Source organism: Streptomyces sp. NPDC096132 (assembly GCF_044763345.1).
Classification (GTDB): Bacteria; Actinomycetota; Actinomycetes; order Streptomycetales; family Streptomycetaceae; genus Streptomyces.
Genome location: NZ_JBIWGA010000003.1, coordinates 116,075 through 131,651, shown reverse-complemented (window position 1 = coordinate 131,651; position 15,577 = coordinate 116,075). Strand labels below are relative to the sequence as shown.

Genomic DNA, 15,577 nt, shown 5'->3' with positions numbered 1-15,577 from the left:
CCTCAGGGTGCGGGCACCTCCACCACCAGTGCCGAGCCCATGCCGCCGCCCGCGCACATCGACGCGACGCCGACCCCGCCGCCCCTGCGGCGGAGTTCGTGGACCAGGGTGACCAGCATGCGGGCGCCGGTCGCCGCCACCGGATGGCCCAGGGAGCAGCCGCTGCCGTTGACGTTCACCGTGTCGGGGTCGAGGCCGAGGCGGTGGATCGCGGCGACGGGGACGGAGGCGAACGCCTCGTTGATCTCGAAGAGGTCGACGTCGGAGACGGTCATGCCGGCCCGGGCGAGGGCCTTGGGGATGGCCCGCACGGGGGTCAGCCCGGTCTCCGCCGGGTCCGCCGCGACCGAGGCCCAGGCGCGGACCGTCGCGAGCCCCGGCAGCCCCAGGCCCGCGTCCGCCACCGCCAGCACCGCCGCCGCGTCGTTGGCGCCACTGGCGTTGCCCGCGGTGATGGAGAAGCCCTCGATCTCGGGGTGCAGGGGCTTGAGGGCGGCGAGCCTCTCGGCGCTGGTGTCCCGGCGAGGGTGTTCGTCGGCCTCGAACGGGCCGTGCGGGGTGTCGAGCGGCACCGTCTCGTCCTTGAAGCGGCCCTCGTCGAGCGCGCGGACGGCGTTGCGGTGGGAGCGCAGCGCCCACGCGTCCAGCTCGGCGCGGCCGATGCCGGCGCGGACGGCCGTGTTCCAGCCGACGGTGACGGACATGTCGAGGTTGGGGGCGTCGGGGCGGTCGGGATGGGAGGGCGGCACCCAGCGGTCGGCGCCCCGGTAGGTCAGCCGGGGCGCGGTGGACAGGGACTGCACGCCGCCCGCGAGCACCAGCCGGTCCATGCCGGCGCGCACCGACGCTGCAGCGGTCTGCACGGCGGACAGCCCTCCCGCGCAGTGCCGGTTGAGCGCCAGCCCCGGCACCTGGAGCAGGCCCGCGGTGAGCGCCGCGTGGCGGGCGACGACTCCGCCGCCGTAGTGGGACTCGGCAAGGACGACGTCGTCGACCAGTTCGGGGTCGAGTCCCTCCGCGACCGCCGCCACCACCCGGCCGGCCAGTTCGTAGGCGGTCGTGTCGCGGAGGGTGCCCTTGAACGCGGTGCCGATGGGGGTGCGGAGCGCTGCGACGATCACTGCTTCAGGCATCGGGGGCCTCCTCCAGTTCGGCGACGAGGGTGCGCCGCAGCAGCTTGCCGGTGGCGGTGCGGGGCAGTTCGGCGCGGAAGACGACGGTGTCCGGGGTCCTGGAGGAGCGCAGTCGGGCCTTCGCGTAGGCCCGGATCTCCTCCGGGTCGCCCGCTCCGACGAGCACGGCGACCAGCCGCTGCCCCCACTCCGGATCGGACACGCCGAGCACGGCGGCCTCCCGTACGCCCGGGTGCTCGAGGAGTACGTCCTCGATCTCGGCCGGTGCGATGTTCTCACCACCCCGGATGATGGTGTCGTCGGCACGGCCCTCGATGTAGAGGTAGCCGTCGGCGTCCAGCCACCCCCGGTCCCGGGTGGCGAACCAGCCTCCCCCACTCTCGGCTCCGCTCGAGCGGGGGGACCCCCATGAGCGGGAGGTGCCCCCAGAGTCCGTCTCCCCGCCGCCCGCGTACTCGCCGGAGATCTGCTCCCCGCGCACGAAGACGAGCCCGGTGGTGCCCGCGTCCAGGACCTTGCCGTCCTCGTCGCGGATCTCGACCGCGATGCCCGGCAGCGGACGCCCCACCGAGCCGAGGCGTTCGCGCACCGCCGGGTCGTCCGAGGCCACCGCGCGCCAGTGGTCGTCGGGACCCAGGACGCAGACGGAGGAGGCGGTCTCGGTGAGGCCGTAGGCGTTGACGAACCCGGTGTGCGGGAACTGCCGCAGCGCCCGCTCGACCACCGGACGGGGCGCGCGGGCACCGCCGTAGGCGAGGCTGCGCAGGGTCGGCACGTCCGCCGTGGCCTCGCCGACCTCGGCGGTGATCCGGGCGAGCATCGTCGGCACCAGCATGGCGTGCGTGACGCCCTCCCGGCGTACGGTGCGCAGCCAGTCGGCCGGTTCGAAGGACGACTGGTAGACGATCCGGCGGCCCGCGTAGAGGTTGGTGAGCAGGTTCATCAGGCCGGCGACGTGATACGGCGGGAGGCCGACGAGGGTCGCGTCGGCCGGGTCGGCGGAGCCGAAGTCCTGGGTGTTGAAGACGTAGGCCAGCAGATGGCGGTGGCGCAGCAGGGCCGCCTTGGGGGCCGCCGTGGTACCGCTGGTGTAAAGGGTGACGGCGGTGGCCTCCCGGTCGTCGGGGGCGGGTCGTGACCCGGGGTCGCCGGGTGGGTCGAGGAGGGCGTCGAGGTCCTGGGGGCGCAGCACCTCGGCACCCGGGTGACGGTCGATCAGCTCATCCAACTGAGCTGCGGACAGGCGGTAGTTGAGGGGTACGAAGGGGATGCCGGCCAGGGCCGCGCCGAAGAGGGCGACCGGGTGGGCGAGGTGGTTCGTCCCCAGGTACAGGACCGCCGAGCGGTCACGGAAGCGGTCGGCCGCGTGGCGCGCGAGGCGCTGGAGTCCGGCGGCGGAGAGCGAACGGCCGCCCTCGGTGACGGCCGGCCGGTCCCCCGCGGAGGCGGCCATTTCCAGGATCACGGCTATATTCATGAGAACGCCATTCTCATACACTCAGAGGCTGACTCGCAAGAGAGGGGAATGACGGTGCTCATCGATGGTTCCTCGGCCCTGGTGGTCGGCGGCGCGGGCGGACTCGGCGAGGCGACGGTACGGCGTCTGCACACGGCCGGAGCCCGGGTCGTGGTGGCCGACCTGGCCGACGCGAAGGGCAAGGCGCTGGAGGCGGAACTCGGCGTGCGGTACGTCCGCACCGACGCCACGGACGAGGACTCGGTCACCGCCGCGGTCCGGGAGGCCGAGGCCGCGGGCGAGTTCCGGATCGCGGTGGACTGCCACGGCGGCCCGGCGAGCGGCGGCCGCCTGGTCGGCCGGGACGGCTCCCCGCTGGCGCTGGACGGCTTCCGTACGACGGTCGACGTCTATCTCACCGGGGTCTTCAACGTCCTGCGCCTGGCCGCGGCGGCCATCGCCCGCACCGCGCCCCTCGGCGCGGACGGCGGACGCGGGGTGGTCGTCACGACCTCCTCCGTCGCCGGCTACGAGGGGCAGATCGGCCAGGTCCCCTACGCGGCGGCCAAGGGCGGGGTGACCGCGATGACCCTCGTCGCCGCCCGCGACCTGTCCCCGCTCGGCATCCGGGTCGTCTCGGTGGCGCCGGGGACGATCCTGACGCCCGCGTACGGCAGGGCCGGCGAGCAACTGGAGGCGTACTGGGGGCCGCAGGTGCCCCACCCCCGGCGGATGGGTCGCCCCGAGGAGTACGCGGCGCTGGTGCAGCACCTGTGCGAGAACGACTACCTGAACGGTGAAGTGGTGCGCCTGGACGGCGCGTTGAGGTTCCCGCCCAAGTAGCACCCCCGACGGACGTACACCCCGCCGGCGAACGGGCCCTAGTCGGCGTCCATCTCCTGCCGGGCCTTCGCCCACAGCCAGCCCGCGTAGGTGTGCAGGCCCTCGCCGAGCCCGCGGTTCATCTTCCCGGCGAGGGCTCGGGCGTAGCTGCCCTCGAGGAGGGCGGCGAGGCGGAAGCAGGCCAGGACCTGGTACCAGCGGAAGCCGGAGACGTCCCGGCCGGTCGACTCGGCGTAGTGCGCGACGAGTTCGGCGCGGCCGGGCACGCCGTCCCAGGGCTGGAACTGGGGTTCGCTGCCGGGCGGGTCGCCCTTCTCGCGCCAGGCGGTGAGGATCCACGCCAGGTCGAGGAGGGGGTCGCCGAGGGAGGCCATCTCCCAGTCGACGATCGCGGCGAGGCGTGGGGCGTGGTGGGCGAACATGACGTTGGCGAACTGCAGGTCGCCGTGGACGATTCCGGTCGCGCCCTCCTCCGGTGTGTGCGCGGTGAGCCAGTCGGCGACGCGGTCGACCTCCGGGGACTCGCCCTCGCGGTAGGCGGGGTCCTCGCGGTAACCGTGCAGCATCTTCAGGTACTTGGGCGTCTGGCGCGCCGGCCAGCCCTCCGGCCGGCCCAGGTCGGCGAGGCCGTGGCGGTGCGGGTCCACGGTGGCGAGGCGGGCGGCGCCGTCGACGAGGGCGAGGGCGACGGCGCGGCGCCACTGCGGGTCCTCGGCGTACCGGCCCGGGAGCCGTCCTCGCGGGGTGAAGCCGTCGATCTTCTCCAGGACGGAGAAGGGCGCTCCGAGGACGTCCTCGTCGAGGACGCTCGCCCGCAGCCTCGGGTGCGGTACGTCGGTGTCGGCGAGGGCGGCGAGGACGCGGCTCTCGCGGCGGAAGGCGTCCAAGGCCCCGGAGCGCAGATGGCGGCCGGGGCGGCGCAGGACCAGTTCGGTGCCGTCGGCGCGGCGGAGGGTGAAGAGGAGGTTCTGGGCGCCGCCCTGGAGGGGTTCGAGGGCGGCCACGGGGCCGTCGCCGGGGAGGTCGTGGAGGCCGGACCAGTCGTTGAGCCGGTCGAGGTCGGCCTTGAGGTCGTCGTCGGTCACCAGGTCGCCGCCGTTTCCTTCAGGCGGTCCGCGTACCGTGCGCGGGCCGCGGCCAGCCGGGTGGGCAGATGGGCGGAGCCGAAGAGGGCGTCGTCGGCGGGTTCGGCGTCCTTGAGGAGGAGGCGGGCGACGACGTCCTGGTGGGCCTCGGTCGGCCCGTCGGCGACGCCCAGCGTGGGTCCCGAGTGCCACATCCTGGCCAGCGACAGCTCGTTGGAGACGCCGAGCGCACCGTGCAGGTGGAGGGCGCGGTAGGCGACGTCGACCAGGACCTTCGGGGTGGCGACCTTCACGCCGGAGACGTGGAGGCGGGCGCGGCGGGCGTCGGCGCGGTCGCCGGTGCGGTGCGCCTTGTCCATGTGCCAGGCGGCGTGCAGGACCTGGAGGCGGAACTGCTCGATCTGGATCCAGGTGTCGGCGAGTTGGTGGCGTACGGCCTGCTGGTCGGCGAGGGGGCCGCCGCGGGTGCGGCGGGAGGCGATGCGCTCGGTCATCATCTCCAGCGCCTTCCGGCACTGGCCGACGGAGCGCATCGCGTGGTGGAGCCGGCCGCCGCCGAGGCGGGTCTGGGCGATGAGGAATCCGGAGCCGGGTTCGCCGAGGAGGTTCTCGGCCGGGACCCGGCAGCCGGTGAAGCGGAGATACGCGTGCACACCCTCGCCGAGCGGCTCGCCGGCCATGCCGGTGCCGCGCACCATCTCCATGCCGGGGGTGCCGGCGGGGATCAGGATCATCGAGGCGCCCTGGTGGACGGGCACGTCCGGGTCGGTGACGACCATCGCGATGACGAACGCGGCGAGCGGATAGTTGGAGGCGAACCACTTCTCGCCGTCGATCACCCACTCTTCGCCGTCACGGACGGCCCGGCAGCTGAAGCCGCCGGGGTCGGCCCCGCCGGTCGGCTCGGTCATCGCGAAGGTGGAGACGATCCGTCCGTCGAGGAGCGGTTCGAGGTACTCCTTGCGCTGCTCCTCGGTCGCGTAGTGGGCGAGGATCTCCGCGTTGCCGGAGTCGGGGGCCTGGGTGCCGAAGCACATGGGCGCCCAGCTCGACCGGCCCAGGATCTCGTTGAGCAGACCCAGGTTCACCTGCCCCATCCCCATCCCACCGAGCGAGGGCGGCAGATGGGCGGCCCACAGACCCTGCTCGCGCACCCGCCGCTGCAGCGGCCGTACGACTTCCCGGAAGACCTCGCTCTGCCGGTCGTAGGGGTCGGCGTTGCCCGGAAACAGCACGTCCAGCGGCTCTATCTCGTCGCGGACGAGCGTCGCGGCCCAGTCGAGCTTCTCCTGGAACGCGTCGTCGGTACTGAAGTCCCACATGACGCACCCTCCGTCGGAATCGCGTTCTGAAATTAGCAGAATGACATTCTCCGGTCCAGGGATCGCGCTACCGCCGAAGCCGACGGGGGTCTGGCGCCCGCACCCCGGCGAGCAGGAACCCGACCAGGTGCTCGACCTCCGCGGCGCCCGGGACCTCCTCGGTGAACAGCCAGTACTGGAGCGCGGCGACGGCGGCTCCGGCGGTGGTCCGCGCGGTGCGCAGCGGGTCCGCGGCGCCCAACTCGGCGGCGGGCTGGGCGAGAAGGGCGGCCAGGGCGTCGACGAGCCGGACGCCGATGTGCCCGGCGTGCGGGGCGGGGGCGGCGCCGTTCGCGAGCACGGCCCGCGTCCGGCGCGCCAGTTCGGCGTCGGCGGCCTGCCGGACTACGGCGGCGAGACCGGCCCGGAGCTGGGCCTCGGGCCCGTCCGCGGCCGCGCGGGCGACGCGGTGCCGGACGTATCGGACGACGGTGCGCGCCCCGCGTTCGACGATGGCCTCGACCAGGGCGTCCTTGCTGTCGAAGCAGCGATAGAAGGCGTCGTTGGACGACCCGGCCGCGGCCACGATGTCGGCGACCCGCGGCCGGCGTCCGCCGCTCGCCACCATCAGCGCGAGCCCGGCGTCCAGCAGGGCCTCGACCTCGAGGTCCCCTCGTCGACGACTACTCAGAATGCTATTCTGCATGACTGAGAACGATACTCTCACTCACGAGAACACTCCAGGAGGCGGCGGGATGGGATACGCGGACGAGCTGTTCGACCTCACCGGCCGGGTCGTGCTGGTCACCGGGGGGAGCCGGGGGCTGGGGCGGGCGATGGCGTTCGGCGCGGCCCGTTGCGGTGCGGACGTGGTGGTGGCCAGCCGAAAGTACGAGGTCTGCGTGGCCGTGAGTGAGGAGATCGAGAAGGAGACGGGCCGCGCGGCCCTTCCCTACGGCGTCCACCTGGGCCGCTGGGACGAGCTGCCCGGCCTGGTGGACGCCGTGCACGACCGCTTCGGACGGCTGGACGCGCTGGTCAACAACGCGGGGATGTCCCCGGTCTACGACGATCTGAGCGCGGTCACGGAGAAGATGTTCGACGCGGTGCTGGACCTCAACCTCAAGGGCCCGTTCCGTCTGTCGGTCCTCGCGGGCACCCGGATGGCACAGGCCGGCGGCGGCACGATCGTCAACGTCAGCTCCACCGGCTCCGTCCGCCCCCGCCCGGCGATCGTCCCGTACGCGGCGGCGAAGGCCGGCCTCAACGCCCTCACGGAGGGCCTCGCCCACGCCCTCGGCCCCACCGTCCGCGTCAACACCCTGATGTGCGGCCCCTTCGCGACCTGGGCTACCCGGGGCTGGCAGGAGGACCCGCAGGCACTCGCCGAGGGAGTCCGCCCCCACGCCCTGCAACGCATCGGCACCCCGGCCGAGCTCGTCGGCGCCGCCCTGTACCTGCTGTCGGACGCGTCGTCGTACACGAGCGGGGCGACGCTGCGGGTGGACGGCGGGATGCCGTAGATGCCTCAGGTGAGGTCGCCGTGTTCCCCCAGGCGCGGCGGCGGGCCGTACGCCGGCTCGTGGCCGGGGATGCGGAACGGGCCGGCGACGAGACGGTGGCCGCCCGCCTCCACCACCGTGTCGGGGGCCGCCGCCAGGGCCTCGGGCAGGGTGCGTACGGCCGCCGCCGGCACCCGCAGGGGGCGTAGCCGCGCCTCCCAGTTCGCCGCCGTGTCCGCCGCCAGGGCCTTCGTCACCTGTGCGACGACCTCCTCGCGGTGGGACGCGCGGTCGGCCATCGTCGGGTGGCCCTCGATGCCGGCCTCGGTGGCGAAGGCGTGCCAGAAGGTGTCGTGGGTGATGAAGAGGGCGAGATGGCCGTCGGCGGTGGGGAAGAGCTGGGCGGGGACGTAGTAGGCGTGGGCGCCGCCGAGGCGGCGGGGGGCCCTGCCCTCGTTGAGCCAGGCCGCCGCGTGGTAGTTCAGCTGGGAGAGCATGACGTCCCGGAGGGAGACCTCGATCTGGCCTCCTCGGCCCGACACCACCTGGGCCAGGAGGGCCAACGCCGCCGCGAAACCCGCCGAGTTGTCGGCCGAGGAGTAGCCGGGGAGCTGGGGCGGGCCGTCCGGGGCGCCGGTCAGGGCCGCGATGCCGGTGGCCGCCTGGACGACGTAGTCGAAGGCCGGTTCGTCGCCCGCCGCCATGCCCCAGCCGGTCAGGGCCACGCAGACCAGGCGTTCGTTCCACGGTCGCAACGCCTCGTAGGTGAGGCCGAAGCGGTGGATGGCGGAGGGCTTGAGGTTGACCAGGAGGGCGTCCGCGTCGGCGACCAGCCGGTGCAGGTGCTCCTGGCCCCGCGGTGTCGCCAGGTCCACGCGGACCGAGCGTTTGCCCCGGTTGAGACTGGCGAAGTAGGCGTCCGAGACCTGGCGGGAGAGGTCGCCGCCGGGCGGTTCGATCTTGGTGACCCGCGCGCCCAGGTCGGCCAGGAGCATGGTGGCGTACGGGCCCGCGAGGATGTGGCCGACCTCGAGGATCCGCAGGCCCTCCAGGGGGCCCGTCACCGGAAGGCCTCCGCCAGCGCCGCGACCGCGTCCCGCGTGCGGAGTTTGGAGGCGACGAGTTCCTCGCGGCCGTTCCCGATCGGCAGCAGGCGTACCGACAGGTCCGTCACCCCCGCGTCCGCGAACCGCCGGAAGCGGGCCGCGATGGCCGCCTCGTCGCCCGCCGCGCACAGGTCGCCGACGTCGCGGGCGTCGCCGTACTCCAGCAGCCGCTGGTAGTTCGGCGAGATCTCGGCCTCGCCGAGGATGCGGTTGGCCCGCTCGCGGGCCGCGTCCACCTCGTGGGGTGCGCACAGGCAGACCGGGATGCCCGCGACGATCCGGGATGCCGCGCGGCCCGCCGCCTCCGCCGCCTTCGTGAGGGTCGGTACGACATGCTCCGCGACCGCCCGCTCGTCCGCCATCCAGAGGATCGTGCCGTCCGCCCGCTCCCCCGCGATCCGCAGCATCACCGGGCCCAGGGCCGCCATCAGCACCGGCAGCGGGGCGACGGGGGCGAGGTTCAGCGGATTGTGGACACGGAAGGTGTCGTTCTCGACGTCCACCGAACCCGCCCCGCTCACCGCCTCGCCGAGCACCTCGAGATACGCCCGGGTGTACGCGGCCGGCTTCTCGTACGGGATGCCGAGCATGTCGCGCACGATCCAGTGGTGGGAGGCGCCGACACCGAGCGCGAGTCGGCCGCCCGCCGCCGCGTGCGCCGACAGGGCCTGACGGGCGAGGGCGACGGGATGCTGGGCGTGGACGGGGACGACCGCCGTGCCGAGCTCGATGCGCGACGTGGCCCGTCCCATCAGGGTGACGGCCGTCAGCGCGTCGAAGTCCGTGGGCACCTGCGGCACCCACACCGTGTCGAAGCCGGCCTCCTCGGCCCAGCGGGCGTCGTCGACCATCCGCGCCGCCTTGTGCGCGGCGTCGCCCCGCTCGGGGCCGCTCATCACTCCGATGCGCATGCTCGGTCCTGTCCTTCGGTGAGCGCGCGGATGTCCGCGACGATGGCGTCCAGCGGGGTGCCCGTGGGATACACGGCGGCCGCTCCGGCGTCCCGCAGTCTCGGTACGTCTCCCGCCGGGATGGTCCCGCCGACCACGACCGGGATGTCGTCCGCGCCGGCCGCCCGCAGCGCCTCGACCGTGCGCCGGGTCAGGGCGAGGTGCGCCCCGGACAGGATCGACAGCCCGACCAGCGCCACGTCCTCCTGTACGGCGGTGGCGGCGATGTCGTCGACCCGGCGCCGGATGCCGGTGAAGACGACCTCGAACCCGGCGTCGCGCAGCCCGCGCGCGACCAGCTTGGCGCCCCGGTCGTGGCCGTCGAGACCGGGCTTGGCGACCAGCACTCTGATGGGCATTCAGAACACCACCGGCTGCCGGAACTCGCCCCACACCCCACGCAGCGCGCCCGCCATCTCCCCCACCGTGCACAGGGAGTGGGCGCAGTCGATCAGGGGCCCCATCAGGTTGACCTCTCCTTCGGCGGCCCGCTGCAGATCCGCGAGCCGGGTGCGCACCTCGGCGGCGCTGCGCTCGGCCTTGACCCGCGCGAGGCGCTTGAGCTGCCGTTCGCGGCCCTCGGCGTCGAGTTCGTACGTGGCGAGGTCGGGCGGCGGCTCGTCCACGGTGAACCGGTTGACGCCCACGACCGGCCGCTCCCCCGAGTCGACCTCCTGGTGCAGCCGCCACGCCTCGTCGGCGATCAGCCCCTGCAGATAGCCGTCCTCGACGCAGCGGACCATCCCGCCGTGCGCCTCCAGGTCATCCATGATCCGCTCGATGCGCTCCTCGGTGGCGTCCGTCAGCGCCTCGACGAAGTAGGAGCCGCCGAGCGGGTCGGCGACCTGGGTCACGCCCGTCTCGTGGGCGAGGATCTGCTGCGTGCGCAGGGCGAGCGTGGCGGATTCCTCGCTGGGCAGCGCGAAGGGCTCGTCCCAGGCGGCGGTGAACATCGACTGCACCCCGCCGAGGACGGAGGCGAGCGCCTCGTAGGCGACGCGGACGGTGTTGTTGCGGGCCTGGGGCGCGTACAGCGAGGCCCCGCCCGCCACGCAGCCGAAGCGGAACATGCATGCCTTGTCGGTCCTCGCGCCGAACCGCTCGCGCACGATCGTGGCCCAACGCCGGCGCCCCGCACGGTACTTGGCGATCTCCTCGAAGAAATCGCCGTGTGTGTAGAAGAAGAAGGAGATCTGCGGGGCGAACTCGTCGATGCTCAGGCGTCCGCGGGCGAGGACCGTCTCGCAGTAGGTCACCCCGTCGGCGAGGGTGAACGCCATCTCCTGTACGGCGGTGGCGCCCGCGTCGCGGAAGTGGGCGCCGGCGACGGAGATCGCGTTGAAGCGGGGCACCTCGGCGGCGCAGAACTCGATGGTGTCGGCGATGAGCCGCAGCGACGGCTCGGGCGGCCAGATCCAGGTGCCGCGCGAGGCGTACTCCTTGAGGATGTCGTTCTGGATGGTGCCGGTGAGCCTCGCGCGCGGGATGCCGCGTCTGTCGGCGGCGGCCACGTACAGGGCGAGCAGGATCGCCGCCGTGCCGTTGATGGTGAAGCTGGTGCTGACGCGGTCCAGCGGGATGCCGTCGAAGAGGATCTCGGCGTCGGCGAGGGTGTCGACGGCGACACCGACCCGGCCGACCTCGTCGGTGTACTCGGGGTCGTCGGAGTCGTAGCCGCACTGGGTGGGCAGGTCGAGGGCGACCGAGAGACCGGTGCCGCCCTGGTCGAGGAGGTAGCGATAGCGGCGGTTGGACTCCTCCGGGGTGCCGAAGCCGGAGTACTGGCGCAGGGTCCAGGTGCGGCCCCGGTAGCCGGTGGGGTAGTTGCCGCGGGTGAAGGGGAAGGTGCCGGGGGCCGGCGGTTCGGCACGCCGGTCGGCGGGGCCGTAGACCGGCTCGAGGGGGATGCCGGAGGGGGTACGGGTGTCGTCGGTCATGACAGTCGGTCCTTCATCACCTTGCCGGTGGCGTTCAGCGGCAGCTCCGTACGGAACTCGACATGGCACGGCACCTTGAAGCCCGCCATCCGCTCCTTCGCCCAGGCGATCAGCTCCGCCTCGCTCACCTCCGCGCGCGGGACGACGAACGCTTTGCCCACCTGCCCCAGCCGTGCGTCGGGGACGCCGATGACGGCGGCCTGGGCGACCGCGGGGTGCCGCATCAGGAAGCCCTCGATCTCGGCCGGGTAGGCGTTGAAGCCGCCGACGATGAACATGTCCTTCTTGCGGCCGACGATCCGCAGCCGGCCCTCGGCGTCCAGTTCGCCCAGGTCACCGGTGTGCAGCCAGCCGTCGGGGTCGATCGCCGCCGCGGTGGCGGCGGGGTCGTCGAGGTAGCCGCGCATCACGCCGTACCCGCGGACGAGGACCTCGCCGTCGTCCGCGACACGCAGCTCGAAGCCCTCGCAGGGGCGGCCCACGGTCGTGGCGACGGCCTCGTAGGGGTCGCCGGGGCGGGAGGCGGTGACGGTGCCGGCCTCGGTGAGGCCGTAGCCGGTCATGAGGTGGCGGAACGGCAGCTCGGTGGTGATCCGGCGGACCAGCTCGACCGGGATGTCGGCCGAGCCGGTCACCGCGACCCGCAGGGAGGAGAGGTCCCGGCCGCCGCCCGCCTCGAGGAGGGAGTGGTACAGGGTGGGCGGCCCCGGCAGGACCGTCACCCGCTCCTTCTCCACCAGCTCCAGCACCCGGTCGACGTCGAAGACGGCCAGGGGCAGGACGGTCGCACCCCGGATCAGGGAGGCCACCAGGCCCGCCTTGTAGCCGAAGATGTGGAAGAACGGGTTGACGATCAAGTAGCGGTCCCCGGCGCGGAGTTGGGCGAGGTCGCACCACTCCTCGTACAGGCGCAGGGTCTGGCCGTGGGTGGTCATCACCCCCTTGGGGCGGCCCGTCGTACCGGAGGTGAAGATGATGTCGGCCAGGTCGTCCTCGCCGACCTTCCGCTCCAGCGGGTCGCCCGAGCCCAGGAAACCGTGGCGCCCGTCGGACTTCAGGTCGATGACGGGCACCCCGGGTGGTCCGGTGAACTCCCGGTCCAGGAAGCCGTTCTGGACGAGCAGTGCCTTCGCGCCACTGCGTACGACGATGTCGTGCGCCTCCTCGTCACGGAAGCGGGTGTTGACCGGGACGAGCACCCCGCCGGCCGTGAGCAGGCCGAACGCGGCGACCATCCACTCGGCCGAGTTGGGCGCCCACAGCGCGACCCGGTCGCCGGGGCCGACGCCCGCCGAGGCGAACGCCCCGGCGGTGCGGCGGACCTGGTCGGCCAGCTCGGCGAAGGTGAGGCGCGTGTCGCCGTCCACCACGGCCTCGGCGTCGCCGAAGCGCTCGGCGGCGTCCCGCACCAGCTCGGGGATGCTGTGCCACCGCACGGTCGTGGTCATCCGTCGATCAGCCGGGCCAGGTTGCCGCCCATGACCTTCGCCTTGTCCTCCTCGGTCAGCTTGACCAGGTGGTCGACGTAGGTGACCGGGTCGGCGAGGCCCTCCGGGTGGGGGTAGTCGGAGCCGAACAGGACGCGTTCGATGCCGATGAGGTCACCGAGGGCGGCCATGTCCTCCTCCCAGAACGGGCTGATGTGGATGTTGCGCTTGAAGACCTGGACCGGGTCCTCCTGGAACTCGTGCGGCATCTTCTTGTACACGTCGGCCAGCCGGTCCAGCACCGGCAGCACCCAGGAGGCGCCGTTCTCGATGACGGCGACCTTCAGCTCGGGGAAGCGGGAGAGCGCGCCGTGGCAGATCAGCGAGGAGACCGCGTCCTCGATCGGCCGCCACTCGTTGACCTGCCGGAACGCGTTGGGCTTGAAGGGCAGGAACTCGCGTTTGTTGCCCTCCCAGTCGCCTGCGTAGTTCGCGTAGCCGCTGTCGGAGGAGTGGAAGGCCACCAGGACGCCGGTCTCCACGACCCGCTTCCAGAACGGGTCGAACTCCGGCAGCGCGAACGAGCGGGTGCCGCCGAAGCCGGGGACGGGGGCCGGGCGGATCAGGACGGCCCGCGCGCCGCGCTCCACGACCCAGTTCAGCTCGGCGACCGCCTTCTCGACGATCGGCAGCGTGATGACGGGGACGGTGAAGATGCGGTCCTTGTAGGCGAAGCCCCAGGTCTCGTGGAGCCACTGGTTGAGGGCGTGGATGACGGCGTGGATCAGCTCCGGGTCGTCCTTCATCCGCTCCTCGATGAGGCTCGCGAGGGTCGGGAACATCAGGCTGCGCTGGATGCCCAGTTCGTCCATGAGCGCGAGGCGCGGGGCCGGTTCACGGAAGGCGGGGACGGAGCGCATCGGTTCGCCGAAGATCTCCCGGCGGGTCTTTCCGGTGGGGTTGCCGACCTTGAAGTACTCCTCCATGGCGCCCGGGCGGGCGACCACGTCGAAGGTGGGGTTCGGGATGTACTCGCTGATCTGCCCGCGGATCGCGATCTTCGTGCGGCCGCGGACGTTCACGTACTCGATCGCCCCGTCGTACTCCTCGGGGAGGTACCGGGTGAGCGCTTCCTGCGTCTCGTAGAGGTGGTTGTCCGCGTCGAACAGCGGATACGCGACGTCGCGAGAGGGCATGTGAGATCCTCCTTCACCAATTGCGAGAATCGTATTCTCACTTGCGGGGAGTGGCAATGCTGTCGCGGAGCACGAACTTCTTGACCTTGCCGCTCGGGGTGCGCGGGAAGTCGTCGACCGTGTGCACCTCCTCGGGCCACTTCTGGCGGGCCAGACCGGCCCGTTCGAAGTGCAGCCGCAGCTCGGAGAGGCCGGGCGCCGACCAGCCGGGGAGCATCCGGAGCACGGCCGCGGCCCGCTCCCCGAGCCGTGGGTCGGGCGCGGCGACCACGGCGGCCTCCGCGACGCCGGGGAGGCCGAGCAGCACCTCCTCGACCTCCAGGGCGCTGATGTTCTCGCCGCCCCGGATGATGACGTCGGCCTTGCGGTCGGTGATCGACAGCCAGCCTTCCGCGTCCACCACCCCGATGTCCCCGGTCCGGTACCAGCCGTCCTCGTCGAAGGCGGCGGCGGTGAGGGCGGGGTCGGTGTAGCCGAGGCAGAGGTCGGGGCCGCGGGTGAGGATCTCGCCGTCGTCGGCGAGCCTCACCTCCACGCCGGGCAGCGGGAGTCCGTCGGTGTGCAGACGCCCGGCCGCAGGGCCGTCGTAGGGGGTGCAGGTCACGGAGGGATGCTCGGTGGAGCCGTACGCCCGGAACACCCGGATGCCCAGGCTCTCCAGACGGGTCGTCACCGCGGAGGCGACAAAGGCGCCGCCGAGGCCGGCGTAGCGCAGACGGGCGAGGTGTTCGGGGGTGCAGTCCGGGTGGTCGAGCAGGCTCGTCATGTAGTACGTCGCACCGCCGCCGACGGTCAGCCCCTCGCCCTTCATCAGCGCGAGGGCCCGCGCTGGGTTCCAGGTGTCGCCGAGGTTGACCGGGGAGCCGTCCAGGACGGGGATGAGGAACGCGTTGACCATGCCGATGAAGTGGCCGACCGGCGCGACCGTGAACTGGCGGCCCCGGTCGGGCGGGTAGCTCGCGGCCAGCTGGCGGGTCTCGAAGCCGAGGGTGCGATGGCTGTGGATCACGCCCTTGGGGTCGCGGGTGGTGCCGGAGGTGAAGGCGATCAGGGCGGGGGCGTCCGGGTCGACGGGGAGCGCGCCGGGCAGCGGGTCGTCGGCGAGCAGGTCGTCGAAGTCGCGGCCGACGACGCCCACGACGGGGACCGAGGCGCACAGGCCGGGGTCGAAGGCGAGGCGTCCGAAACGTTCGGCGGCGAAGAAGGCCTTGGGGCGGGTGGCCTCGACGATGTACCGGACCTCCTTCGGGCCGTAGAAGTGGACGACGGGCACGACGACCGCGCCGAGGAGGGCCGAGGCCCAGAAGACGGCGGCCGCCTCCATCCAGTTGGGCAGCTGCATCACCACGACGTCGCCGGGGCCGACGCCGCGTGCCCGCAGTCCGCCGGCCAGACGCCGGGCCACCCGCTCGACCTGGGCGAACGTGCCCGACCAGGGCCGTACGTCGGAGTGGACACGGAACTCCGTGTCCCCGGCCGCGGCGAGCCCCCCGGTCAGCAGATCCCCGAGGGTCTCGTCCCTCCACCAGCCCTCGGACTCGTAGCGCTTGACCAGTTCGGGCGGCACCGGGCGCAGGGCGCCGGAAGGAAACGTCGGCATGACGGGGATCGCCTCCTCTGCTGCATGAGAATTGCACTCTC

14 protein-coding genes are annotated in these 15,577 nt (G+C 72.8%); 2 read left to right on the top strand and 12 right to left on the bottom strand.

Annotation, left to right across the window (positions count from 1 at the left end):
* Positions 1-2: 2 nt before the first annotated feature.
* Both ACIRF9_RS08380 and ACIRF9_RS08375 read right to left on the bottom strand, forming a co-directional pair.
* Positions 3-1,133: a thiolase family protein gene (locus ACIRF9_RS08380; RefSeq protein ID WP_403818251.1), complete on the bottom strand. Its 1,131-nt coding sequence runs from the start codon at positions 1,131-1,133 to the stop codon at positions 3-5.
* Positions 1,126-2,610: a class I adenylate-forming enzyme family protein gene (locus ACIRF9_RS08375; protein ID WP_403818249.1), complete on the bottom strand. Its 1,485-nt coding sequence runs from the start codon at positions 2,608-2,610 to the stop codon at positions 1,126-1,128. Before ACIRF9_RS08375 ends, ACIRF9_RS08380 begins: the two co-directional genes overlap by 8 nt.
* A gap of 54 nt (positions 2,611-2,664) precedes the next feature.
* Between ACIRF9_RS08375 and ACIRF9_RS08370 the strand changes: the two genes are divergently transcribed.
* Complete coding sequence (locus ACIRF9_RS08370) at positions 2,665-3,432, top strand: SDR family oxidoreductase (RefSeq protein ID WP_403819009.1); 768 nt, start codon at positions 2,665-2,667, stop codon at positions 3,430-3,432.
* A 38-nt stretch (positions 3,433-3,470) separates the two neighbouring features.
* On the opposite strand, the gene ACIRF9_RS08365 is transcribed toward ACIRF9_RS08370, so the two are convergent.
* From ACIRF9_RS08365 to ACIRF9_RS08355, 3 genes are all read right to left on the bottom strand, one after another.
* A complete protein-coding gene (locus ACIRF9_RS08365; RefSeq protein WP_403818247.1) occupies positions 3,471-4,517 on the bottom strand; it encodes a phosphotransferase family protein in 1,047 nt (348 codons plus the stop codon).
* Positions 4,514-5,839, bottom strand: a complete 1,326-nt coding sequence (locus ACIRF9_RS08360; protein ID WP_403818245.1) for an acyl-CoA dehydrogenase family protein — start codon at positions 5,837-5,839, stop codon at positions 4,514-4,516. The genes ACIRF9_RS08365 and ACIRF9_RS08360 overlap by 4 nt, the downstream gene beginning before the upstream one ends.
* Before the next feature lie 67 nt (positions 5,840-5,906).
* Positions 5,907-6,524 (bottom strand): TetR/AcrR family transcriptional regulator, encoded by a 618-nt coding sequence (locus ACIRF9_RS08355; protein ID WP_403818243.1) that lies wholly within the window; start codon positions 6,522-6,524, stop codon positions 5,907-5,909.
* A gap of 49 nt (positions 6,525-6,573) precedes the next feature.
* Between ACIRF9_RS08355 and ACIRF9_RS08350 the strand changes: the two genes are divergently transcribed.
* On the top strand, positions 6,574-7,341 hold the full coding sequence (locus tag ACIRF9_RS08350) for an SDR family NAD(P)-dependent oxidoreductase (protein ID WP_403818241.1): 768 nt from the start codon (positions 6,574-6,576) through the stop codon (positions 7,339-7,341).
* A 5-nt stretch (positions 7,342-7,346) separates the two neighbouring features.
* On the opposite strand, the gene ACIRF9_RS08345 is transcribed toward ACIRF9_RS08350, so the two are convergent.
* Genes ACIRF9_RS08345 through ACIRF9_RS08315 form a run of 7 tightly spaced genes read right to left on the bottom strand, consistent with a single transcriptional unit; the run spans position 7,347 to position 15,536 of the window.
* Entirely contained in the window at positions 7,347-8,384 is a 1,038-nt protein-coding gene (locus ACIRF9_RS08345) for a CaiB/BaiF CoA transferase family protein (protein ID WP_403818239.1), read from the bottom strand.
* On the bottom strand, positions 8,381-9,337 hold the full coding sequence (locus ACIRF9_RS08340; protein ID WP_403818237.1) for a TIGR03564 family F420-dependent LLM class oxidoreductase: 957 nt from the start codon (positions 9,335-9,337) through the stop codon (positions 8,381-8,383). Before ACIRF9_RS08340 ends, ACIRF9_RS08345 begins: the two co-directional genes overlap by 4 nt.
* A complete protein-coding gene (locus ACIRF9_RS08335) occupies positions 9,322-9,735 on the bottom strand; it encodes a cobalamin B12-binding domain-containing protein (RefSeq protein ID WP_403818235.1) in 414 nt (137 codons plus the stop codon). Before ACIRF9_RS08335 ends, ACIRF9_RS08340 begins: the two co-directional genes overlap by 16 nt.
* On the bottom strand, positions 9,736-11,313 hold the full coding sequence (locus tag ACIRF9_RS08330; RefSeq protein ID WP_403818234.1) for a methylmalonyl-CoA mutase family protein: 1,578 nt from the start codon (positions 11,311-11,313) through the stop codon (positions 9,736-9,738).
* Positions 11,310-12,761, bottom strand: a complete 1,452-nt coding sequence (locus ACIRF9_RS08325; RefSeq protein ID WP_403818232.1) for a FadD3 family acyl-CoA ligase — start codon at positions 12,759-12,761, stop codon at positions 11,310-11,312. The genes ACIRF9_RS08330 and ACIRF9_RS08325 overlap by 4 nt, the downstream gene beginning before the upstream one ends.
* Positions 12,758-13,936, bottom strand: coding sequence for an amidohydrolase family protein (locus ACIRF9_RS08320; protein ID WP_403818230.1), 1,179 nt, complete (start codon positions 13,934-13,936; stop codon positions 12,758-12,760). Before ACIRF9_RS08320 ends, ACIRF9_RS08325 begins: the two co-directional genes overlap by 4 nt.
* 37 nt (positions 13,937-13,973) lie before the next feature.
* Entirely contained in the window at positions 13,974-15,536 is a 1,563-nt protein-coding gene (locus ACIRF9_RS08315; protein ID WP_403818228.1) for an AMP-binding protein, read from the bottom strand.
* Positions 15,537-15,577 lie beyond the last annotated feature (41 nt).

What these genes read in the sequence shown, in the direction of transcription:
- ACIRF9_RS08380 (WP_403818251.1), bottom strand. Translation starts at nt 1,133, where the DNA reads ATGCCTGAAGCAGTGATCGTCGCAGCGCTCCGCACCCCCATCGGCACC.
- ACIRF9_RS08375 (WP_403818249.1), bottom strand. Translation starts at nt 2,610, where the DNA reads ATGAATATAGCCGTGATCCTGGAAATGGCCGCCTCCGCGGGGGACCGG.
- ACIRF9_RS08360 (WP_403818245.1), bottom strand. Translation starts at nt 5,839, where the DNA reads ATGTGGGACTTCAGTACCGACGACGCGTTCCAGGAGAAGCTCGACTGG.
- ACIRF9_RS08355 (WP_403818243.1), bottom strand. Translation starts at nt 6,524, where the DNA reads ATGCAGAATAGCATTCTGAGTAGTCGTCGACGAGGGGACCTCGAGGTC.
- ACIRF9_RS08350 (WP_403818241.1), top strand. Translation starts at nt 6,574, where the DNA reads ATGGGATACGCGGACGAGCTGTTCGACCTCACCGGCCGGGTCGTGCTG.
- ACIRF9_RS08340 (WP_403818237.1), bottom strand. Translation starts at nt 9,337, where the DNA reads ATGCGCATCGGAGTGATGAGCGGCCCCGAGCGGGGCGACGCCGCGCAC.
- ACIRF9_RS08335 (WP_403818235.1), bottom strand. Translation starts at nt 9,735, where the DNA reads ATGCCCATCAGAGTGCTGGTCGCCAAGCCCGGTCTCGACGGCCACGAC.
- ACIRF9_RS08330 (WP_403818234.1), bottom strand. Translation starts at nt 11,313, where the DNA reads ATGACCGACGACACCCGTACCCCCTCCGGCATCCCCCTCGAGCCGGTC.
- ACIRF9_RS08325 (WP_403818232.1), bottom strand. Translation starts at nt 12,761, where the DNA reads ATGACCACGACCGTGCGGTGGCACAGCATCCCCGAGCTGGTGCGGGAC.
- ACIRF9_RS08320 (WP_403818230.1), bottom strand. Translation starts at nt 13,936, where the DNA reads ATGCCCTCTCGCGACGTCGCGTATCCGCTGTTCGACGCGGACAACCAC.
- ACIRF9_RS08315 (WP_403818228.1), bottom strand. Translation starts at nt 15,536, where the DNA reads ATGCCGACGTTTCCTTCCGGCGCCCTGCGCCCGGTGCCGCCCGAACTG.